General features: G+C 42.1%; 20 protein-coding genes. 14 read left to right on the top strand and 6 right to left on the bottom strand.

The window, feature by feature from the left end:
- Nucleotides 1-243 precede the first annotated feature (243 nt).
- Genes recR through AAFN85_RS28780 form a run of 3 tightly spaced genes read left to right on the top strand, consistent with a single transcriptional unit; the run spans nucleotide 244 to nucleotide 2,507 of the window.
- On the top strand, nucleotides 244-870 hold the full coding sequence (recR, locus tag AAFN85_RS28790; protein ID WP_347531428.1) for a recombination mediator RecR: 627 nt from the start codon (nucleotides 244-246) through the stop codon (nucleotides 868-870).
- A 1-nt stretch (nucleotide 871) separates the two neighbouring features.
- Nucleotides 872-1,705 carry a glycosyltransferase family 2 protein gene (locus AAFN85_RS28785; RefSeq protein ID WP_347531427.1) on the top strand — a complete coding sequence of 278 codons (834 nt, stop codon included), beginning with the start codon at nucleotides 872-874 and terminating at the stop codon, nucleotides 1,703-1,705.
- Entirely contained in the window at nucleotides 1,692-2,507 is an 816-nt protein-coding gene (locus AAFN85_RS28780) for an SDR family oxidoreductase (protein WP_347531426.1), read from the top strand. The genes AAFN85_RS28785 and AAFN85_RS28780 overlap by 14 nt, the downstream gene beginning before the upstream one ends.
- A 43-nt stretch (nucleotides 2,508-2,550) precedes the next feature.
- Here the strand turns inward: AAFN85_RS28780 and AAFN85_RS28775 are convergent, their stop codons facing one another.
- Both AAFN85_RS28775 and AAFN85_RS28770 read right to left on the bottom strand, forming a co-directional pair.
- Nucleotides 2,551-2,796, bottom strand: coding sequence for a hypothetical protein (locus tag AAFN85_RS28775; RefSeq protein WP_347531425.1), 246 nt, complete (start codon nucleotides 2,794-2,796; stop codon nucleotides 2,551-2,553).
- A 44-nt stretch (nucleotides 2,797-2,840) separates the two neighbouring features.
- Nucleotides 2,841-3,788, bottom strand: coding sequence for an ion channel (locus tag AAFN85_RS28770; protein WP_347531424.1), 948 nt, complete (start codon nucleotides 3,786-3,788; stop codon nucleotides 2,841-2,843).
- Between the two features lie 279 nt (nucleotides 3,789-4,067).
- On the opposite strand from AAFN85_RS28770, the gene trpD reads away from it, so the two are divergent.
- The 4 genes from trpD to trpA are packed head-to-tail and all read left to right on the top strand — an operon-like array spanning nucleotide 4,068 to nucleotide 7,645.
- On the top strand, nucleotides 4,068-5,057 hold the full coding sequence (gene trpD, locus AAFN85_RS28765) for an anthranilate phosphoribosyltransferase (RefSeq protein WP_347531423.1): 990 nt from the start codon (nucleotides 4,068-4,070) through the stop codon (nucleotides 5,055-5,057).
- Between the two features lie 3 nt (nucleotides 5,058-5,060).
- Nucleotides 5,061-5,678, top strand: a complete 618-nt coding sequence (locus tag AAFN85_RS28760; RefSeq protein WP_347531422.1) for a phosphoribosylanthranilate isomerase — start codon at nucleotides 5,061-5,063, stop codon at nucleotides 5,676-5,678.
- 10 nt (nucleotides 5,679-5,688) lie between these two features.
- On the top strand, nucleotides 5,689-6,870 hold the full coding sequence (gene trpB / locus AAFN85_RS28755) for a tryptophan synthase subunit beta (protein WP_347531421.1): 1,182 nt from the start codon (nucleotides 5,689-5,691) through the stop codon (nucleotides 6,868-6,870).
- Between the two features lie 4 nt (nucleotides 6,871-6,874).
- Nucleotides 6,875-7,645: a tryptophan synthase subunit alpha gene (gene trpA / locus AAFN85_RS28750; protein WP_347531420.1), complete on the top strand. Its 771-nt coding sequence runs from the start codon at nucleotides 6,875-6,877 to the stop codon at nucleotides 7,643-7,645.
- 12 nt (nucleotides 7,646-7,657) lie between these two features.
- On the opposite strand, the gene AAFN85_RS28745 is transcribed toward trpA, so the two are convergent.
- From AAFN85_RS28745 to AAFN85_RS28735, 3 genes are all read right to left on the bottom strand, one after another.
- Nucleotides 7,658-8,854 (bottom strand): tetratricopeptide repeat protein, encoded by a 1,197-nt coding sequence (locus AAFN85_RS28745; RefSeq protein WP_347531419.1) that lies wholly within the window; start codon nucleotides 8,852-8,854, stop codon nucleotides 7,658-7,660.
- 56 nt (nucleotides 8,855-8,910) lie between these two features.
- Complete coding sequence (locus tag AAFN85_RS28740; RefSeq protein ID WP_347531418.1) at nucleotides 8,911-9,531, bottom strand: L-threonylcarbamoyladenylate synthase; 621 nt, start codon at nucleotides 9,529-9,531, stop codon at nucleotides 8,911-8,913.
- Between the two features lie 263 nt (nucleotides 9,532-9,794).
- Nucleotides 9,795-10,337: a YceI family protein gene (locus AAFN85_RS28735; RefSeq protein WP_347531417.1), complete on the bottom strand. Its 543-nt coding sequence runs from the start codon at nucleotides 10,335-10,337 to the stop codon at nucleotides 9,795-9,797.
- Nucleotides 10,338-10,523: 186 nt separating this feature from the next.
- Here AAFN85_RS28735 and AAFN85_RS28730 point away from each other — a divergent pair, with 186 nt between their 5' ends.
- From AAFN85_RS28730 to AAFN85_RS28710, 5 genes are all read left to right on the top strand, one after another.
- Nucleotides 10,524-12,158, top strand: coding sequence for an FMN-binding glutamate synthase family protein (locus AAFN85_RS28730; protein ID WP_347531416.1), 1,635 nt, complete (start codon nucleotides 10,524-10,526; stop codon nucleotides 12,156-12,158).
- A gap of 162 nt (nucleotides 12,159-12,320) precedes the next feature.
- On the top strand, nucleotides 12,321-12,980 hold the full coding sequence (locus AAFN85_RS28725) for an ABC transporter ATP-binding protein (RefSeq protein ID WP_347531415.1): 660 nt from the start codon (nucleotides 12,321-12,323) through the stop codon (nucleotides 12,978-12,980).
- Nucleotide 12,981: 1 nt separating this feature from the next.
- Complete coding sequence (locus AAFN85_RS28720; RefSeq protein ID WP_347531414.1) at nucleotides 12,982-13,281, top strand: hypothetical protein; 300 nt, start codon at nucleotides 12,982-12,984, stop codon at nucleotides 13,279-13,281.
- The gene (locus tag AAFN85_RS28715) at nucleotides 13,281-13,889 is read left to right on the top strand and encodes an HAD hydrolase-like protein (RefSeq protein ID WP_347531413.1); all 609 of its coding nucleotides are present in this window, start codon (nucleotides 13,281-13,283) and stop codon (nucleotides 13,887-13,889) included. The genes AAFN85_RS28720 and AAFN85_RS28715 overlap by 1 nt, the downstream gene beginning before the upstream one ends.
- Before the next feature lie 55 nt (nucleotides 13,890-13,944).
- The gene (locus tag AAFN85_RS28710; RefSeq protein WP_347531412.1) at nucleotides 13,945-15,480 is read left to right on the top strand and encodes a S41 family peptidase; all 1,536 of its coding nucleotides are present in this window, start codon (nucleotides 13,945-13,947) and stop codon (nucleotides 15,478-15,480) included.
- A 701-nt stretch (nucleotides 15,481-16,181) separates the two neighbouring features.
- Here AAFN85_RS28710 and smc read toward each other — a convergent pair.
- Complete coding sequence (smc, locus tag AAFN85_RS28705) at nucleotides 16,182-19,724, bottom strand: chromosome segregation protein SMC (RefSeq protein ID WP_347531411.1); 3,543 nt, start codon at nucleotides 19,722-19,724, stop codon at nucleotides 16,182-16,184.
- Between the two features lie 167 nt (nucleotides 19,725-19,891).
- On the opposite strand from smc, the gene AAFN85_RS28700 reads away from it, so the two are divergent.
- Both AAFN85_RS28700 and AAFN85_RS28695 read left to right on the top strand, forming a co-directional pair.
- Nucleotides 19,892-20,434 carry a hypothetical protein gene (locus tag AAFN85_RS28700; protein ID WP_347531410.1) on the top strand — a complete coding sequence of 181 codons (543 nt, stop codon included), beginning with the start codon at nucleotides 19,892-19,894 and terminating at the stop codon, nucleotides 20,432-20,434.
- Between the two features lie 39 nt (nucleotides 20,435-20,473).
- On the top strand, nucleotides 20,474-20,665 hold the full coding sequence (locus AAFN85_RS28695) for a hypothetical protein (protein WP_347531409.1): 192 nt from the start codon (nucleotides 20,474-20,476) through the stop codon (nucleotides 20,663-20,665).
- Nucleotides 20,666-20,679: the final 14 nt, after the last annotated feature.

The following is a 20,679-nucleotide window of genomic DNA, read 5'->3' as shown; positions in this document are numbered from 1 at the left end:
AATACAAATACCTAAGTGAATTTGACAATCTTAAGTTTTTAACAACGTGTTGTTAGCCTGTGGTCGGTGTTTTCACCGTACCGCATGATTTAGGAGAGATTACATCGTTTTAAACGAAAACAATAGCCCATGAAAGTGGTGCGGAGAAAACACCGACCACAAGCTGGAAGTTCCGTTTTTCGCGATTGGGACTACGGACTTTCTGACTTAGTGCTTCCGACTTAAAATCCCTATCTTCGCACAATGAATTTCTCGTCCAAATTACTGGAAAATGCTGTAGCCGAATTTGCTAAATTACCGGGTGTGGGGCAAAAAACCGCCCTGCGTTTGGTGCTGCATTTGCTTAACCAGGATAAGCAGGATGTGGAGCGTTTCAGCACGGCGGTATCTAAGCTGCGAAATGAAATTCAGTTTTGCGAGGTTTGCCATAATATCTCTGATCAAAAGGTCTGCGAGATTTGCTCATCACACCGCCGCGACCATGGCCTCATCTGCGTAGTGGAAGATACCCGCGATGTAATGGCTATCGAAAATACCAACCAGTTTAACGGCGTTTATCACGTGTTAGGTGGCTTAATATCGCCGATGGATGGCGTTGGGCCGTCAGATTTGCAAGTGGAAAGCCTTGTTGAGCGCCTGAAACAAACCGGTGATAAGGAGGTGCGCGAAGTGGTTTTTGCCCTCAGTGCTACGATGGAGGGGGATACTACGCTGTTCTATCTTCATAAAAAATTAAAAAATTTCAACATTCCTATCACAACTATAGCCCGTGGCATAGCTTTTGGTGGTGAATTAGAGTACGTAGACGAAATAACGCTCGGCAGATCGATCGCTACCCGTGTACCGTACGAAAATTCACTATCTAAATAGCATGAAATTATCAATAGTTGTAGTTAGCCATAACGCATGTAACCTGCTCCGGATTGGTCTCAATGCAGCCATCAGGGCGGCACAGGGCATCAGTCACGAGGTTTTTGTGGTTGATAACGCTTCTGTGGATAGTTCTATCGCCATGCTTAACAATGATTTTCAGGATATCAACATCATTGCCAACGATAAAAACGAGGGCATTGCCAAGGCCTATAACCAGGCCCTGAGGCAGGTGCAAGGGGAGTATATTTTACTGGTCAATGCGGATACAATTACAGGCAAGAAGACTGTTGAGAAGGCTCTTGAGTTTATGGATCACCACCCCGATGCCGGTGGTTTGGGTGTAAGGATGATCACCCCAGAGGGTAGCTTCCTGAAAGAATCAAAACGGGGCTTCAACCGCCCCTGGGAAGCTTTTTTCAGGCTTACCGGCTTGGCTCGTTATTTCTCAAAATCACGGCTGAACAACCCGCCAAGTAAGGATTGGGTAGATGAGTTTCAAACTTCCGAAACCGATGTGGTAAACGGTGCTTTTATGTTACTACGCCGCAGCGCTGTAAATAGTGCAGGCTTAATGGACGAGCATTTTCACACTTACGGATATGATATCGATTATTCGTATAGGATAAAACTGGCCGGTTTCAAAAATTACTACTTCGGCAAAACATATATTATCAACTTCGATATACAAAACAAGGTTAAATTTAGCTGGAAACACGTTAAGGAATATTATGGAGCGATGATTATATTCGCCACCAAATATTTATTTAAGGTGCCCGAAATTAAGGTTGAAGGCATCCCCCAGCTAATACCGCCTTCGTATGAAGTTAAATGATAAAGTTGTTATAATTACCGGTGCATCGTCCGGCATAGGTAAATCACTCGCTTATGAATGCGCTCAACGCGGCGCTCATGTGGTACTGGCAGCACGCCAATATGTTACCCTTTGCCAACTTACCGAAAATCTACAGCAGAAATACAAAATAAAAGCCCTCGCTATTGAATGCGATGTTACCAATGAGGAAGATTGCAAGCAACTTATTAAGCAAACCCTAACCACATTTGGTAAAGTTGATGTACTGATCAATAACGCGGGTATCACCATGCGTGCCCTGTTCCAGGATACCAAAGTTGATGTACTTAAGCAAGTAATGGACGTTAATTTTTGGGGAATGGTAAACTGCATTAAATACGCCCTGCCCGAAATTGTTAAAACCAAAGGCAGCATAGTAGGGGTATCATCCATCGCAGGCTATAAAGGACTGCCGGGCCGTTCAGGCTATTCGGCATCTAAATTTGCTATGAATGGTTTTTTAGACTCATTGCGTATTGAAAACCTGAAAACCGGAGTACATGTGCTAACGGCTTGTCCGGGCTTCACCGCATCAAACATTCGCAACAGCGCCCTTAATAAAGACGGTAAACAACAAGGTGAAAGCACCCTCGAAGAACAAAAAATGATGAGCAGCGACGAGGTGGCCAAACACATTGCCGATGCCGTTGAAAACCGCTCGCGTACGTTGACGCTAACAGGTCAGGGTAAACTTACCGTGGCGTTAAGCAAATTTGTTCCGGCGTTTTTGGATAAAATGGTTTATAAGCATTTTACTAAGGAGAGGGATCCCCTGTTAAGATAGGTCATTGAGTCATTAGGTCATCGAGTCATTGTTGCAAAGTGGGTTAGGGGACTATTTCTATGCCTATTAGTTCTCCATCTTTGAAATCAAGATATATAGGAACGCCTTTATAATTTGGGAGTACTTCTGTTATTGATATGGTGTTATCTACACAGCCGGATGATGGTTTGGGATGATTGGGGAGATAAATGTAACCTACAGCTGGATCATTTTCACTAATACGAACCCTTATTGCCGGTTTTGTTTTCCTGATTTTGTTAAGGACTGCCTTTATTCGTTTTTTCGACATGATTCTTTAATAGCTATTTAAAAATGACTTAATGACGCAATGACCTAATGACCCAAAGCGTCATATTCACTTATCCTGCTCAAATCCAAAACCACCCGCCCGGTCTCATCCCTTTCAAAGGCAGGCTTAAATTTAGCATCCCATACAAAATCTTCGGCAGTGTAAGAAGTGCGGGAATGCACCGTTTGCGAAAAAGTATCATCGAAGGTTTTTAATATTACTGATAGGGTAGCCTGTCTGCGTTCCAGTTCTTCAGGGTTGATATCTCTGATCGGGCTATTATCATCAAGCGGGTGTACAACTGTCCAGTTCAGGGTGAGGATACTCACAAACTTCCTTTCCAACTCTAACTGAAAAAACTTGCGGACGGTTTTGCCATTCTCCTCATCGTTATAACTAAAAACCACTTCCATTTCCAGATCTATCAGAATATTTTTACGCTGATTGGCCAGGCGAAACATTAGTCCTTTACCACCATCTCGATAAGGTGCTATCAATACATTGCGGCTATACATGATCTTGGCCGATGGCCGTGAAAAACGCCCGTACAATAAACCTGTAGCCAAAGCAAAAGCCAATAAGCCCATCATGGATTCGAGTGCGGCAATGGTGTTGGGGATGATGCCTTTCGGACTGATATGCCCGTAACCCACCGTTGATATGGTTTGTGCCGAAAAAAAGAAGGCATCCATAAACCTATCAAAATCAGTGCTGCCGCTTTTGCCATCCAACACATCACGTCCCAATGAAAAGTAAATGATCGCGAAAATGATGTTAACTACAAAGTAGGCGCTAAATACAATAACCCAAAACTTATGCCAGCTCATGGTAATAAGCGAATGGTAATTGTTGGATGTGTTAAAAAATGGAAGCCCGGTACGTTTTACATTAATACTCCCATCCTTATTAATAACCGGCTGACTTTTAATAACCGGCTGGGTGCCAAAGCCAAGGTCATCTTCGGGATTAATTTTCTCTTTACGTATCGACATTTTATATAAAAGCTATAGGCTTCATGGTAAATTTATCATTCTGTTTGTTTTTATAAAAACTATTTCCATATTTGTGCCAACAAACAACAATGATAAAATTAAACAACAATTGGTGGTGGCTTAACGAGTAATCGTAAGGCAATTCCATGTTTGTTTTTTAACAAGATATATTCAGGAGGGTTGCCATACGGCAACCCTTTTTTGTTGCCCCAACTATTTGGGCGGGGCTGAAAATAAAACAGTATTAAACAATTAACTCCCCCATTAGGGGCAGGGATCATGAAACAGATATTAAATCACCTTTTTGAGCACAAAACCTTTACAAGGGAGCAGTCGAAAAATATTTTGATGAATATTGCCCAGGGGCAGTACAATAACTCGCAAATGGCTGCCTTCATGACCGCCTATTGCATGCGGAGTATTACTGTTGATGAGCTGGAAGGCTTTCGCGATGCTATGCTGGAGCTTTGTTTGCCTATCGATCTTGGTACTAATGATCTTATTGATCTTTGCGGTACCGGCGGCGATGGTAAGGATACTTTTAATATCTCTACCCTGGCATCCTTTGTGGTTGCAGGTGCAGGCTATAAAGTAGCCAAGCATGGTAATTACGGTGTATCATCAGGTTGTGGTTCATCAAACGTGATGGAGTTTTTGGGTTACCAGTTTACTAACGATACCGATAAGCTGAAACGCAATGCCGATGAAGCTAATATCTGTTTTCTGCACGCGCCGCTTTTTCACCCAGCTATGAAAACTGTTGCTCCTATCCGCAGGGAGTTAGGGGTGAAAACATTTTTTAATATGCTTGGTCCGCTGGTTAACCCTGCAAAACCTTCAAACCAATTGGTTGGGGTGTTTAACCTGGAGTTGGCACGGGTTTATGCTTACCTGTATCAAAAATCAGATGCTAATTATACCATCGTAAACGCGCTTGAAGGATACGACGAAGTATCCCTTACCTGCGATTTTAAAACTTTCTCGGCCGATGGGGAAAAGATCAATTCGGTTGAAGACCTGGGTTTTGAAAAATTAAATCCCGAAGAAATTGCAGGCGGATCAACCGTAAGCGAATCGGCATCGATATTTAGCAATGTATTAAAGGGCGATGGCACATCGGCACAAAACAATGTAGTATTAGCCAACGCTGCGCTGGCCATCCGCACCATCAACCCCGAAAAAACTTTTGCCGATTGTTTTTATGAAGCAGAAGAAGCTTTGTTGAGCAAAAAAGCATTATTAAGCTTTAATAGGCTAATCCAAAACTAAGCCATGAAAATTAAGGTTTGCGGTTTAAAATATCCTGAAAATATTGAAGCGGTTACCGCTTTAAAACCCGATTATGTGGGTTTTATTTTCTACGGAAAATCGCCGCGGTACATGGCCGGTTTAGCCGCCGATGTTTTGAAAAGCTTACCTGAAGGAATAAAAACGACAGGTGTTTTTGTAAACGAGAGCGCCGAAAACATCAACGGTCTGATAGCTGAATATGGTTTCGAAGCCATTCAATTGCACGGCAATGAAAGCCCGGAGTTTTGCGCCGGATTTAAAGGTAAGGTTACAATACTTAAAGCCTTTGGTATTAACGAAGATTTTGATTTTGAACAATTAAAAGCTTACGCCAACAATGTCGACTTTTTTCTGTTCGATACCAAAACGAAAGAATACGGCGGATCGGGCAAAACATTTGATTGGGGCATTTTAGATCAGTACAGTCTGGATGTTCCCTTCTTCTTATCAGGCGGACTTGGCCCTGAAAATATTGAAGAGGTAAAAAATATCAACCATCCGCAATTTTATGGAGTTGATTTGAACAGCCGGTTTGAAATTGAACCAGGATTAAAGAATATCGAAAAATTAGAGAAGGCATTTGCCATCATCAAACAATAAAAAATAACAAATGGAATACGGAGTTAATGAGCAAGGGTATTACGGCGATTTCGGCGGAGCGTACATCCCCGAAATGTTGTACCCTAACGTAGAGGAATTAAGGCAGCAATACCTCAATATTATAAACGATGAGGGCTTTAAAGCCGAGTTTGATGATCTGCTTAAAAACTACGTAGGCAGGCCTTCACCTTTGTACCACGCCAAAAGGTATTCAGAGAAATATGGCGCGAACATATTTTTTAAACGCGAAGACCTTAACCACACCGGATCTCACAAAATCAATAACGCCATAGGGCAGATATTGCTGGCCAAACGCCTTGGCAAAAAGCGCATCATTGCCGAAACCGGTGCCGGGCAGCATGGTGTAGCAACTGCAACTGTTTGCGCTTTGATGGGTATTGAGTGTGTGGTGTACATGGGCGAAATAGATATGGCCCGTCAGGCACCCAACGTATCGCGCATGAAAATGCTTGGCGCTAAAGTGGTGCCCGCTACATCGGGCAGTAAAACGCTAAAAGATGCCACTAACGAGGCCCTGCGCGATTGGATAGGCAACCCGGTTGATACCCATTACATCATTGGCTCTGTAGTTGGCCCGTATCCTTATCCTGATATGGTGGCCCGTTTCCAGTCTATCATCTCCGAAGAAACAAGAAAACAACTTTTAGAACATACAGGCAGCGAGTTACCGCAGTACGTATTGGCCTGTGTAGGTGGCGGTAGTAACGCGATGGGTATGTTTTATCATTTTATTGATGAAGCAGGTGTAAAATTGGTTGCTGTTGAGGCAGCAGGTAAGGGCGTAAACAGCGGCGAATCTGCCGCTACTACAGCTTTAGGCAACGAGGGGGTATTACACGGCAGCCGAACCATATTGATGCAAACCGAAGATGGGCAGGTAGTTGAACCATACTCAATATCGGCCGGATTGGATTACCCTGGCATCGGGCCGCAGCATGCACATTTGTTTAAAACCAATCGCGGGCAATATGTAAGTATTACTGATGATGAAGCTTTACAGGCCGGTTTGCTTTGCTGCCAGTTGGAAGGTATCATCCCGGCGATAGAGACATCTCATGCTTTGGCGCAATTAGAAAAAATGACTTTTGAGCCTAACGATAATGTAGTGATCTGCTTATCGGGTAGGGGAGATAAGGATCTGGATACGTACATTAAATACTTTGGCTATTAATATCATGAACCGTTTAAACAAGCTTTTTGCAACAAAAAACAGTAACCTGTTATCTATATATTTTACAGCAGGTTATCCGGCCCTTAATACCACGGTTGATATTGCCGAAGCCCTTGAAAAATCCGGCGCCGATTTCCTGGAAATTGGTTTCCCATATTCCGATCCGGTGGCCGATGGTCCTACTATTCAACATAGCTCGGAAGTTGCTTTAGAAAACGGGATGAGCCTAAAAGTGTTATTTGACGAGCTTGCCGAATTGCGTAAACGAGTAAGCATCCCAATTTTGTTGATGGGCTATTTTAATCCCATTGCTCAATACGGCATAGAGCGTTTTTGCAAAAAAGCCGCCGAAGTAGGTGTTGATGGTATCATCGTGCCCGATTTGCCATTGTACGAGTACGAAAACATGTATTCATCATATTTTATCGACAACGGCTTAAGCAATATATTCCTGGTAACGCCACAAACATCCGAAGAGCGGATCCGTAAAATTGATGAGTTGAGCAATAGCTTTATTTATTTGCTATCATCATCAACTATAACCGGTTACGATTTAAAGTTGAGCAACAGTGTTGAGGATTATTATAAACGTATCAACGCTATGAAGCTGAAAAATCCAACCATAATAGGATTTGGTATTACTGATGCCGCCAGTTTCGCTAAAGCGGCTAATTATGCAAAAGGCGCTATAATAGGTAGTCGCTTTGTAAAGCTATTGGGCGAGGATGGATATATGGATAAGATAGAGGGATTTGTGAAAAGCATCAGGCATTAAAAGAAGTACTTACTAAATGGCCGGAAGTTCGTTTTCGGCCATTTTTATTTTTTCGGCAATTTTATAAGTGTCTGGATTTAATTCAGAAGCGCGGTGGAAACATTCCAAAGCCTTATCGAATTTCTTGGTTTCAAAATGATACATCCCGAGCGCATAGTGTGCGTAAGCTTCATTTTCATCAATGCTTATAGCATATCTGATATCGGCCAGCCCATCATCTAATAAATCGAGTTTAATTTTTGCATAGCCTTTATTTGCCCATGCATAAGCATATTCGGGTTGGAGCTTGATTGCAAGATCAAAATCTTTGATAGCTTCAACGTACTGATTTAATTGAATGTATGTGAAGGCCCTGTTACTAAGCGAATTCATGTTAACTTCGTCAATGGCGAGGGCATCATTGTAGTAAATAAATGCGGTATGATGATCGTCTAACATCGATTCGATAAGCCCGATTTGCCCCCATAATTCTGCTGTTATGTTATGTACGGGCCTATTCATAACAATAGCGTAAAATTCTTTAGCCTTTGAATATAGCCTAAGTTGCAAACAGGCATCTATAACGAATACGAGATTGTTTTCATCTATATAATCGGGCTTTAATTTTTCAAAACAGTTTAATGCTTCATGGTAGTTTGCCTCAGCATAATATTTATACGCTTCGTTTAATTTGGTATAATAGTTTTCCTTGTTTTTTAATAACCGGGCAATTTGGTAACCATCGCAATAGGTAACAGAACCGCTTTCCGTTATAATTGGGTGAGGGTTTGGGTAGATATTTCGAAGATCGATCAGAGCTGAGACAGAGAAAATGATGGCGCTGAGTTTTAAGAAGCCATGAAGATCATAAGAAAAGGCCACGTACAAAGCTATGCAAGCCAATATTAACGACATTAAAGGCCCCATAATCAGGATAACCAGATGCTGCTTTTTAGATACGTTGGATGAGTAAAATTGCACCATACCAGTTCGCCATTTGAATACGTTAACCTTGAAATAGATACAGAATTTTTTTGAAAACTGTAGTTTTATCGAGTTATGTTCGTTACCGTATGAACCGAGATAAATTACAACTCGCTCTTTCGTGAATATTAAAGCTGGTATTGCATGTCCCATTTCATGCAGGGTGATTGTCACTGATATGGTAAAAATCCATATCAGGAAAAATAACGGTACAATAAAAAAGAAATATTCCGCCAGATCGTGCATAAGGTTTAAATAGCCTATAAAGTTAATCTATTTAAACCTTACACTTATGGATATATTTATAAATACAACTCCAAATCACCTTTACCTTCACGTATAATATCAAAGTCGCCGGTGGTGCAATCAACTACGGTTGATGGAATATTATCACCATAACCACCATCAATCACAATATCAACCATATCCTCATATTTTTCATGGATCAGTTCGGGATCGGTTGAGTATTCGATTATATCGTCGTCATCGCGAATAGATGTAGAAAGAATAGGGTTACCTAAAACACGCACAATCTCGCGGGCTATATTATTATCCGGCACCCTGATGCCAACCGTTTTTTTGTTGGAGCTAAGCATCTTGGGTACCATGTGGCTCGCATTGAAAATAAATGTGAACGGCCCTGGTAATGCTTTTTTCAGTACACGGAACGTAGTGTTATCAATCGGTTTGATATAATCTGAAATGTGGCTCAGATCGTAGCAAATGAATGAAAAATTAGCCTTTTCGGGTTTGATATTCCTGAGTTTGCAAATGGCCTCAATGGCCCGGTGATTGGTGATATCGCAGCCCAAACCATAAATGGTATCGGTAGGGTATATGATCAAACCGCCTTTTTTTAACACCTCAACCACCTGTTCGATGGCTTTGGGGTTGGGGTTTTCGGGATATATTTTAATTAGCATAAATGTTAGAACAAATATACGGCTACTTGGTTTAAAAAGCGCTTGAAAATCAAGGTTATTACAGCTGAAGGAAACTTGCGAAGTTTTTAAAACTTCGCAAGTTTGGTAAGCAGGGAAAACAACAAAGCCATCCCGATCAAATCGAAATGGCTTTCTTATCAAAATTTTAAACCGTTTGCCGTTTCAATAATGCCGTGTTGTTTGGATCCATTAAACAACAGCGGCATTTTAAAAGTTAAAACACAGCAACAGTATTAAAACAATTAAGCTTGTTTGGTGAACTGGATGTTGATCAACAATTTAATGTCTTCGCCAACCACAATCGAACCTGCTTCGGTTACACCATCCCAGGTTAAACCAAAATCTTTACGGTTAACTTTACCGCTGATCTCGAAACCAGCTTTGGTGTTGCCATAAAAATCAGCAGCTGAGCCACCAAATTCTACCGCAAGGGTTACCGGTTTAGTTTGATCTTTAATGGTAAGGTCGCCTTTCAATTCGTATTCTTCATCTTCAGTTTTGGTGAATGAAGTTGATTTGAAAGAGATATGTGGGTATTGAGCAGCGTCGAAAAACTCGGCTGATTTTAAGTGCTCGTCGCGTTGGGTCTGGTTAGTGTCAATGCTGTCGATATCTAATTTGAAATCAATTTCAGCATTTTCAAAATCATCATTATCAGTTAATAACTCGCCGCTAAAGCTTTTGAAAAAGCCGCTTACGGTTGAGATAACCAGGTGTTTAACTTTAAATTGTACTTCTGAGTGCATTGGGTCGATAACCCATTTTGTTGCTGTTTCTGTTGCCATGATTTTTTTATTTTTTTTTGTTGATACAAAGATAAACACAAAATTAGATGTTTAAACATGTATTTATACTTTGTGACTTTAAACCGACATTGAGTAAGTTTGTTAACCACAAATTTGGGCCTTTGTTTAAATTATAGATTTAATTTTATCAAACTTAATAGCCGCTTCATATAAAATTAACCGCTCATGAGAAAGCTCTTCGTTGTTTCGTTCTTCATTATCTTCAGTATGCTGGCCACCTGGACCATCATTTGGCCACCGGCTGGCTGGTCATTCCTTTTTATGGGGCCGATATATTTAATTGGTTTTTATGATATGGTGCAGCCTAAGCACAGCATTGTGCGCAACTACCCGGTGTTTGGCCATCTGCGGTATTTGATGGAGGAGTTAAGACCAAAAATCTATCAGTATTTTATAGAGAGCGATACCAACGGCACACCCTTCAACCGTCAAAATAGGAGCGTAGTTTACCAACGTGCTAAAAAGGTTGACGATACCCGACCGTTCGGCACCGAGCTGGATGTTTATGATAACGGCTACGAATGGCTTAACCACAGCATTGCCGCTATTGATCACCATAAACTCAATATGGATCCCCGCGTAAAAGTAGGAGGTCCGGCTTGTAGTCAGCCTTACATGGCGAGTGTATTCAATATCTCGGCCATGAGCTTTGGTTCGTTGAGTATGAATGCTATACTTGCCCTTAACGGCGGTGCCAAACTGGATAACTTTGCTCACAATACGGGCGAGGGTGGCCTGAGCGATTACCACCTGCAACCCGGAGGCGATATCATCTGGCAGATAGGTGCCGGCTATTTCAGCTGCCGACATAAAGACGGAACCATCAATTACGATGCATTTGCCGAACGCGCGGTTTTGCCACAGGTAAAAATGATTGAGATCAAACTCTCGCAAGGAGCAAAGCCTGGGCACGGCGGTATTTTACCAGCTGCTAAGGTAACGCCCGAGATTGCAAGGATCAGGTTGGTGGAGATGGGAGAGGATGTAATCTCACCGCCATATCATACCGCGTTCACCAACCCTATGGAGCTGATGACCTTTATTCAAAAGCTACGCGAACTATCTGGCGGTAAACCAATCGGCTTTAAACTTTGCGTGGGCCATAAAAGCGAGTTTTTGGCTATTTGCAAAGCGATGGTTAAAACTGGGATCAGTCCGGATTTTATTACTGTTGATGGGGGAGAAGGAGGTACTGGTGCTGCGCCGCTTGAGTTCAGTAATTCGGTAGGGATGCCTTTACGAGAAGCTTTGGCTTTTGTCTACGATGCTTTGATTGGGTTCGACTTAAAAAAGAATATTAAACTGATAGCTTCGGGCAAAGTAGCAACCGGATTTGATCTGGTTAAAAACTTCGCCCTTGGTGCTGATATGTGTAATAGCGCCCGTGGCATGATGTTCGCGCTTGGCTGTATTCAGGCTCTGGAATGTAATAGCAATACCTGCCCAACAGGTGTAGCCACGCAGGATAAAAGCCTGATGAAAGGTTTGGTAGTTGATGACAAGAAAGTACGTGTAGCTAATTTTCATAAGCTAACGGTTGGCAGCGCCATCCAAATGATAGGCGCAGCAGGTTTAACCAAACCCTGCGATCTGCATCGCATGTACATTTATCGTCGTATTAACCACAGTCAGATCCTTACTTACGGCGAACTGTTCCCATACATCCCGAAAGGTACGCTGCTCAAAACCCCTTACCCGGCATCGTTCGAGTTTGATATGGCCATCAGCAGTGAAAATACTTTTGTGCCCGATTATAGTGGGGTAACAAATATTGATTATAGTAATGTGAGTTCGTATTAGGGTGAATGGTTGATTGGGTTGATTAGGTGAGTGGTTGTGTTTTGGAAGACAGGTTTGATTGTTTACAAAGGCGGAGTCTGGGAGTGTTTGATTCTTTGCAATCCCTTAACATTATCCCGCATAACAAAACAAATAAATCAGCTAATCCGTTAACTTTGCCAAATGCTGATAGCAAAATCTATTCATAAATCGTACGGGCAGCTGCAAATACTTAAAGGTGTTGACCTTGAGGTACAAAAGGCCGAAATTGTTACTATAGTTGGCGCATCCGGCGCGGGTAAAAGCTCGCTGCTCAATATATTGGGCACGCTGGATAGGCCTGATTCCGGTACTTTAACCATCAACGGTCTCGAACTAAGTAAACTCAACAATAAACAAATAAGCGATTTTCGAAACCGCCAGATAGGATTCATTTTTCAATTCCATCACTTACTGGCCGAGTTTAGCGCTATCGAAAATGTTTGTATCCCTGCTTTTATAGCCGGCAAATCAAAATCTGAAGCCGAAAAACGTGCTGGTGAGTTGTTAGATATGCTGGGCTTGAAAGATCGTTTAAATCACAAACCCAACCAGCTATCGGGTGGCGAGCAACAACGCGTTGCCGTAGCTCGTGCACTGATCAATAATCCTGCATTGATCTTTGCTGATGAACCTTCGGGCAACCTTGATTCGGTGAACGCACTCGAGTTGCATGAACTTTTCATCAGGCTAAAAAATGAATTTAAACAAACCTTTGTGATCGTTACCCACAATGAAGATCTGGCCAACCTGGCCGACAGGACAGTAACCATGAAGGACGGATTAATTGTACAGGGGCATTGATATGAGCATTTTAATTACCGCCGCAACATCCGCGCAGGCCTATCAGCTTAAAAATAAACTCGAAGGCCAGGATATCATTTTAGGCGATCATATGGATCTGCCGGAATTTATGGTAAAAACCGGCAAAATGATCGTACTGCCTAAACCAACATCAGCAAGTTATACGCACGAAATGCTTACACTTTGCCTTGACAAAGATGTAGAACAGGTTTATTTATTACGGGCCGACGAAACCGAACTATTATTAAAGGCCGAAACCCTTTTTAACGAATATAATATCACCCTACAGGTTATTGCTTAATGGAGTATAAGGACATCGATAAACGTAAAACCGCTTTCATCTTCGAACTGGATAACGTACTATATCCCGAAAAGGATTATTATTTCCAGGTTTATTATTTGTTTGCCAATATGCTTGAGTATGTTGAGCTTACCGATGCCAAAGCGGCAACCAAAGTACTCACCGATACGTATATAGCTGAAGGGAAGGATGCCGCGTTTGATAGTTTGGCGCAGCAGTTCCCGGAGGCGGAGCAATACAGGGATAAGTTTGAAAACCAGCTGACAACCGCTAAACTGCCGTTGAAGCTGCTTTTATACCAAAAAATGCTTACCTTGATGCAGGATATAGTGGTTGATCGTAAAAAGCTGTTTATTGTAACCAACGGAAACATTCAGGAGCAGATAAACAAAATAAAGCAAACCGAGTGGCACGGATTGGAGAAATACCTGCGCTGCTATTTTGCCGAAGAAACCGCCCCTAAACCTGAACCTGATGTGATTGAATTATTGATGAAAGACGATAATTTGCAACGGCGTGATATTGTTATGATAGGCAATTCACAAGCCGATATGTTATGTGCCGAGGCCTGCGGGGTTGATTATATTAATGTTGAGGAGTTTTTATAACAAGTGTTATAACATACTTAACAATAAGGCGTTTAAATACTCAAAGTCTGTTTTTATGAAGAAAATATTTTACTTTTTAGCCGTTATTTTTGTTGTTTCGTTAGCTGCTTGTAAAAAAGACAAACAAGGTGGTAATAACACTAACGACGATGGTTCGGGGCCACCGGCTACCGGCACTGCGCTCGATAAACTGAGGGATTCGGTTTATTTATATCCTAAGGAAACCTATTTATGGTATAATCAACTACCATCGTACAAAAATTTCCAACCTCGTAATTATGTAAGTGCCGATACCATTACAGGTCTTAGCACTGAGGTGGATAAGCTTTCGCAATTTGCTATTAACCCCACAAGTAAGAGACCATACGAATACTACGATGCCAGTGGTACGGCCAAATATTCATTTATTGATGATGGCGCGGTATCGAACGAATTGGGAGGTAATGGCGGCGACTTTGGTTTTTCGGTATTTTATCCAAGCCGTTCAGATCTGCGTATAAAATATGTATATCCAGGTTCGCCGGCCGATAAATTGGGTGTAAAACGCGGTTATCAGATCACCAAGATCAACGGTCGCACAGATCTTACTTATGATGATGGTGGCTCCACCACTCAATTTGTGATCCAGGCCTATGCTTACAGTAAAACCATCACCATGACCTTAACCAGGTATGATGGCACATCAATAGATGTTACGCTCAATACTGCTAATTATACAATTAATCCGGTTATTACTTATAAAACTCTGGATGCAGGATCTGGCAAATCAGTAGGTTACATGGTGTTCAATTCATTTACCGATAAAACCAACGCCGGACCAAAAATATTGGAGGCTTTAAACAGCTTTAGCGGCCTGTCGGATGTTATTATCGATTTAAGGTATAACGGTGGTGGCTCGGTAGAAACGGCTGAATACTTTGATAACCTTTTGGTTCCATCTACTAAAAATGGCACCAAAATGTACACCGCTTATTTTAATGATAAGCTTACTAACGATAATTACACACTGTTTAAAAAACTGTATGATATTCCTAACGGATATTTCTCGGTAAGCAATCAAACGGTGAATTTTCAAAAACAGGGTTCATTTAATTTTAGTAAGATAATCTTCCTGGTTGGCGGTGGTACAGCATCAGCCAGCGAGTTGACTATCAATAATCTATTGGGAATATCGGGCTTGGATGTTGAGTTAATTGGCGATCAAACCTATGGCAAGCCGGTTGGTTTTTATGGCATCGACATCAACAAATACCAATTGTACATGCCGATGTTCTCAACCAAAAACGCATCTGGCAACGGCGACTATTACGATGGGATGCTTCCTGGTTCAGGTGTTTACAAAGGGAAATTAGCGGATGACGACCTCACCAAAGATTTTGGCGACCCAACAGAAAACCTTGTGTCGCAGGCTTTATATTATATAGCTAATGGAAAATACAAAACCACATCAACCCAAACGCAAAGCTTTGCAAGTTCATCAAAAAGCGTAATGACCACCGAGCAAAAACGCGTAATGGTGCAGAAGTTTAACCAAAGCAAGATCAAAGGCTTGATGCTGAAAACACCAGCAGTGTTTAAAAAGAAGAAGTAAAGATTATTATAATCAACATACAAAGGCGAAGAGTTGTAAAAGACTTTTCGCCTTTTTTATTTTCTTACATGCAAAACGAAATGTTTGTATGGAGCGGCTCCCGTCAGCAGGAAAGCTTCGGGCGAAAGCGGGCAGAACGATGGTGGCTTTGAGCGCAGGGAGGGGCATAGCTACTTTTTGCAGAAGCGGGGGCAACGAGCGAATACAATAGGGCAAAATTTAGCAGCCCGTGGTTCTGCCCGGTTTGCAGGGCAAAGGCCAAGCGGTGACCATGAGCGTGGCCGTAGCGCAAAGAAGCCTTCCTGATGACTTGACTTTTTTGGCACTTTTGTGTCAAGACAAAAGTGCCTGGCCCCGCCCGGCCAAGAGGGCGACGATGTCTGTTTGTAGCGAGATACTTGTTGTGAAACCTCGCGTTAGTTTGAATAGCATGAAGCTTTCGTTATTCACGTTAGTTAACTGACTTTGGTTCAATATTAAGAGCATTGGCCGCTCATTTGCCGCGGGGGCTGTTCCTTTTGTCTTGACACAAAAGGAACCAAAAAGTCAAGACAGAAAAAAGCTTCAGCCCGCAAGGCCATACATCCGGCCCGCTTTTCTGTCAGGCCAACGCGCTTTTTGTAACTACCTTTGTGAGGTGATTATCTATTTATGGATAGTAGTGTGATTGCTTTGGCTATTAGAGCGCTTGATGATTTGGTTTAATCAGCCAACTCTCTTAAATCCACCGGTACCACCCTCGAAATCCCCTGTTCAACCATCGTTACGCCGTAAATAACATCTGTACTGGCAATAGTACGCTTGTTATGCGATACAATGATAAACTGCGAATCTTTACTAAAGGTGCGGATGATATTATTGAACTTATCAATATTGGTATCATCAAGCGGCGCGTCAACCTCATCAAAAATACAGAATGGGGCAGGCTTTAACAGGTACAGCGAGAATAGGATGGCAGTGGCCGTAAGCGTTTTTTCACCACCCGATAACTGGTTGATGGATAATGGACGCTTACCTTTTGGCTTGGCAATAATATCGATATCTGATTCTAACGGGTGATCCGGATCGGTAAGTACCAAATCGCACGAATCTTCTTCATTAAACAGCGAGCGGAATACTTTAATAAAGTTTTCGCGCACCATGATGAAGGCCGTCATGAATTTATCTTTGGCGGTATCATCAATTTCCTGGATGGTGGCCAATAGGGATGCTTTGGCTTCGCTCAGGTCTTTCTTTTGGGCCTGGATAAAGGTATAACGCTCGTTCATTTCGTTATAGGCCTCAACTGCCATCGGGTTAATGGCACCGAAATCATCCAGTTGTTTTTTTAACTTTTCGGCTTTTTCTCGCAGGTCTTGCTCGTTTTCTCCTTCGGGTACTTCGGCTTCGGGCAGATCTTCTATGTTGATATTGAACTCGACTGATAAGCGTTCTTTCAAAGCATTCAGATCGAGCTTTAAATTATTACGCTCGTCACGAAGTTCGTTTTCAATTACCTCGCTGTTATCTTTTTTACGCCTTAGGGCGCTTATTTCATTTTCGTTTTCGGTGATCTGTCCGCGCCATTGGTAATATTCCTGTTCGGCCTGTTGGGTGGCTTTCTCCAGGTTTTCCTTTTGCTCGTACATCTCCAGCAGGTTATCGTCGGAGTTGTCGGATTGTTTCAGGTTTTCCTGTATAGCAACTTTAACTTTTTCCAGTTCGGAGTTGTTTTGCTTGATGCGGCCTTCCAAACTTTCCTGTTGCGTGTCGCGGTAATCCAAATCTTTTAATAAACCTGATACCTTGTTTTGCTGCTGGTGGAAGCGGATATTTTCCTGGTTGTAAGCGTTTGATTGTACCGATACGTACTCGTTAAGCTCATTAAAAGCCATTTGCTTATCGGCCAATAAATCGCTTTGTATCTGGCGTTGGGTTTTCAGTTCGGCCAATTGCGGCTGCAGAGCAGCCATTTCATCGTTGATACCTGCAATTTTGCGGGCAATATCTTCCTTGCGGTTAAGGCTGTTTTCGATGAATGTTTGATATTGTTCCTGGCGGGTTTTAACGGTGATGAGTTCATTGTTTAACCTGTTCAGGATCTGTTGCTGCTCGTTAATTTCGGCAGCTTTGGTAGAGGCCTTTAAAGCGCCCAGTTTGGTTTGCAATTCATCCGATTTTGAGCGCAAACCACCAACCATGTTTTCAATACCACGGATCTCTTTGGCCAGGTTCTCCAAATTTTTAGCACGACCGATCCTCTTACCCTCAAACAACCCAACCGAACCACCAGCCATGGTATGTTTTGATTTATTGAACTTACCACTTTTGCCAATCAACACAACGCCTTGTGGCAAAGCTTCGCCGTTGATCTGACCTTCTTTATCATCATCAACCAGGTAAACACCTTTTAATAAGTGGTTACAGAGTGGTAGGTAACGTTTTTCAACCTCAATAACCCCTAATGCAGGAATGGCATTCGGGCCATCGAAATTTACCTGTGTAGCAGTTTCATCGGCATAGTTGTTCAGCACAAAAAAGTTGGCGCGCCCTCTTGCCGAGTTACTGAGCAGGTTGATGGCCTTTACTGCATCGTCGTACGTTTCAACAACGTAGTAGTTCATCAACGCTTCGAGATAATTCTCGATGGCCACGCGATATTCCTCTTTACAAAAAAGCACATCGCTAAACAGCGGCGCGTTCTTGGCCCAATCGGTATTCTTTTTCAAAAAGCGGATCGACTCTGGGAAACCTTCCAAACTATCCACCATACTTTTGGTAAGGTTATATTCGTTTTGCTTGGCATCCAGCTTACGGCTTTCTTTTATAACAGTATCCTTAACCGAGTTCAGTTCGATATCAGTTTCGGCAATTTGCTCTTTTAATTTATTTTCAAACTCAACGGCCTGCTCAAACTCACTATCCAACGATTCCTTGCGATATTGCAACTCGGCAACCACCTGGTTAAAGTGCGAAAGCTCTACCTCTTTATTGGTAGCATCTTCCATGTTACGCTGGCTCTCCTGCTCCAGGGCCTGTTGCTGGATCTGTAAAATGTCCAGGTCTTTTTCGGCCTTGTAAGTCTGGTTTTGCAGGCGGGTGTTGATGCTGTTTAGCTCATTAAGTTCGCCACGGGCTTCGGTTTGCTGGGCACGAAGTTCGTCAACCGCCTCTTTCAAGTCGGTAACACGGCTTTGAACGGTTTGCAGCATTTCCTCTTCGGTGGCTTTTTCTTCGCTTAAACGCTTGATGTTGTATAGTACGTGGTTCAGCTGTTGCTTATCACGCTCCAGTTCTTCGGTTAAGCGCGATTCTTTATCCTGCTGAAATTTGAGCTGCTCGTTCTTAACCTTCTTCTCACTCTCGTAAGCACGGATCTTCGAAACAAATTCGTTGGTTGTTTTTTGCTGAACGGATAAGTTTTTTTCTTTGGTGATGCTATCCAGCTTTTGTTGTTGTAAAGCCGCCTCCAATGTATCCATCTGCGCTACAATAGCACTTTTTTCAACTTTTTGCTTTTGCTCCTGGTCCTCTATCTTTTTTAACGATTCGCTGAAAGCCACTATCCTGAACGAAGCCAGCATAATGCTCAGCGTTTTGTATTGCTCTTTTAGGCGATAGTAGCGCTCGGTTTTCTTCGCCTGGTTCTCAAGGGTTTTTAAGTTTTTCTCGATCTCAAAAAGCAAATCTTCCACACGCTCCAAGTCGGCTTCAGTATCTTTCAACTTACTGAAGGTTTGCTTTTTGCGGAGCTTGTATTTAGAGATACCCGATGCTTCCTCAAATAAATTACGGCGTGAACCTTCTTTGTTGGTGATGATCTCGTCGATCATTCGCAACTCGATGATCGAGTACGAATCAGAGCCGATACCGGTATCCAAAAACAGATCGGTGATATCCTTTAAACGGCATTGCACGTCGTTTAAGCGGTACTCGCTTTCGCCGGTACGGTAAAGTTTACGCGTAAGGGTAACCTGCGAATAATCGGTAGGCAGTACGTTTTTGGTATTATCAAAAGTAAGGGAAACCTCAGCAAGATTGGCCGACTTGCGACTCTTGGTACCGTTAAAAATAACGTTATCCATTTTCTCCGAGCGGAGCATCCGGGTGCTTTGCTCGCCCAAAACCCAACGGATAGAATCAACAACGTTCGACTTGCCGCAACCGTTAGGCCCCACTATAGCGGTAACACCCTCATTAAAATTGATGGTTATTTTATCGCCAAAACTCTTGAAGCCCTTGATTTCTAAACGGGTAAGCTGCATTTAATTTATTAAGTACCGTGCAAAGTTCAAACCTTCAAAGTAATCATAAATAATTGGGTTTTGAAAGAATATTTTTGAGGTGAAAGGGAAAAGGTTAAAGGCGAAAGGTTTGGCCATTTATTCGGTTTTTGATATCTTTATCAACCTTAAACCTACTTTCACATTTTATGCAGGTTACTATAGATTTTGATCATACCTATCAGCCAACAACGCTTAGAGATGATTTGACGTTAATGACCTTTGAATCGCCACAAGTAGATGGATCATTCCAAACAATTCTTGTGTTGATCATGCCCCATCCTGATCCGCTTTTGCCTGGAGTTTTTAATCTCGGTTTTGGTCCTGCGGATGGCAATGGAAGGTTTAGAGATGATGTTCGATTGAGGCATCTTGATTTGAATATGGTTTTTTCTACTGTATTGTTTTTAAGTCTTGCATTTTTAGAGAAAAATCCCGCATCAACTATTGGAATTGATGGCTCTGATGATTTAAGGGCGAGGCTTTATCATGGAATGTATAAATCGAATAGACAATATTTAAGTGATTATTTTGCGGCCATTGGTGTAGACTGGTATGTGCGTATTTTTAGGAATGGCGACTATGAAAAAGATGCACAAAAAACACCGATAGCTAAACCTATACCTGCACCTTTTGACTATGTACGCGATAGCAAAGACTTATATCGCTATTACATGTTCAGGCTTAAATAAACTTAGCGCTATTGAAAGCTTTTTAGTTATATTTGTATTATGAATCAGCATACTAGGAATAAAATTGAGCAGTTTAAAAAGCTGGCAACAATTCAAGGGCATGAGACATTATCTCACACTAAAGTTGCGAACAACGATAGTTTGAGCCAGGTAATCAGATCAAAAGTTGATGCCGAGAATTTTATGGCTGAACTTGAACTTGCAGCCAAAAGGGCCGGAAGTTCAAAATGAATATTTTAAGCCAC

It is taken from the genome of Mucilaginibacter sp. CAU 1740, assembly GCF_039839285.1.
Classification (GTDB): domain Bacteria; phylum Bacteroidota; class Bacteroidia; order Sphingobacteriales; family Sphingobacteriaceae; genus Mucilaginibacter.
Note: the sequence above shows the minus strand (reverse complement) of the source record. Positions and strands in the feature narration are given on the sequence as shown.

What these genes read in the sequence shown, in the direction of transcription:
- AAFN85_RS28720 (WP_347531414.1), top strand. Translation starts at nt 12,982, where the DNA reads ATGAGCATTTTAATTACCGCCGCAACATCCGCGCAGGCCTATCAGCTT.
- trpA (WP_347531420.1), top strand. Translation starts at nt 6,875, where the DNA reads ATGAACCGTTTAAACAAGCTTTTTGCAACAAAAAACAGTAACCTGTTA.
- AAFN85_RS28700 (WP_347531410.1), top strand. Translation starts at nt 19,892, where the DNA reads ATGCAGGTTACTATAGATTTTGATCATACCTATCAGCCAACAACGCTT.
- smc (WP_347531411.1), bottom strand. Translation starts at nt 19,724, where the DNA reads ATGCAGCTTACCCGTTTAGAAATCAAGGGCTTCAAGAGTTTTGGCGAT.
- AAFN85_RS28715 (WP_347531413.1), top strand. Translation starts at nt 13,281, where the DNA reads ATGGAGTATAAGGACATCGATAAACGTAAAACCGCTTTCATCTTCGAA.
- AAFN85_RS28735 (WP_347531417.1), bottom strand. Translation starts at nt 10,337, where the DNA reads ATGGCAACAGAAACAGCAACAAAATGGGTTATCGACCCAATGCACTCA.
- AAFN85_RS28695 (WP_347531409.1), top strand. Translation starts at nt 20,474, where the DNA reads ATGAATCAGCATACTAGGAATAAAATTGAGCAGTTTAAAAAGCTGGCA.
- AAFN85_RS28725 (WP_347531415.1), top strand. Translation starts at nt 12,321, where the DNA reads ATGCTGATAGCAAAATCTATTCATAAATCGTACGGGCAGCTGCAAATA.
- AAFN85_RS28740 (WP_347531418.1), bottom strand. Translation starts at nt 9,531, where the DNA reads ATGCTAATTAAAATATATCCCGAAAACCCCAACCCCAAAGCCATCGAA.
- trpD (WP_347531423.1), top strand. Translation starts at nt 4,068, where the DNA reads ATGAAACAGATATTAAATCACCTTTTTGAGCACAAAACCTTTACAAGG.
- trpB (WP_347531421.1), top strand. Translation starts at nt 5,689, where the DNA reads ATGGAATACGGAGTTAATGAGCAAGGGTATTACGGCGATTTCGGCGGA.
- AAFN85_RS28710 (WP_347531412.1), top strand. Translation starts at nt 13,945, where the DNA reads ATGAAGAAAATATTTTACTTTTTAGCCGTTATTTTTGTTGTTTCGTTA.
- AAFN85_RS28770 (WP_347531424.1), bottom strand. Translation starts at nt 3,788, where the DNA reads ATGTCGATACGTAAAGAGAAAATTAATCCCGAAGATGACCTTGGCTTT.
- recR (WP_347531428.1), top strand. Translation starts at nt 244, where the DNA reads ATGAATTTCTCGTCCAAATTACTGGAAAATGCTGTAGCCGAATTTGCT.
- AAFN85_RS28730 (WP_347531416.1), top strand. Translation starts at nt 10,524, where the DNA reads ATGAGAAAGCTCTTCGTTGTTTCGTTCTTCATTATCTTCAGTATGCTG.
- AAFN85_RS28785 (WP_347531427.1), top strand. Translation starts at nt 872, where the DNA reads ATGAAATTATCAATAGTTGTAGTTAGCCATAACGCATGTAACCTGCTC.
- AAFN85_RS28745 (WP_347531419.1), bottom strand. Translation starts at nt 8,854, where the DNA reads ATGCACGATCTGGCGGAATATTTCTTTTTTATTGTACCGTTATTTTTC.
- AAFN85_RS28760 (WP_347531422.1), top strand. Translation starts at nt 5,061, where the DNA reads ATGAAAATTAAGGTTTGCGGTTTAAAATATCCTGAAAATATTGAAGCG.
- AAFN85_RS28775 (WP_347531425.1), bottom strand. Translation starts at nt 2,796, where the DNA reads ATGTCGAAAAAACGAATAAAGGCAGTCCTTAACAAAATCAGGAAAACA.
- AAFN85_RS28780 (WP_347531426.1), top strand. Translation starts at nt 1,692, where the DNA reads ATGAAGTTAAATGATAAAGTTGTTATAATTACCGGTGCATCGTCCGGC.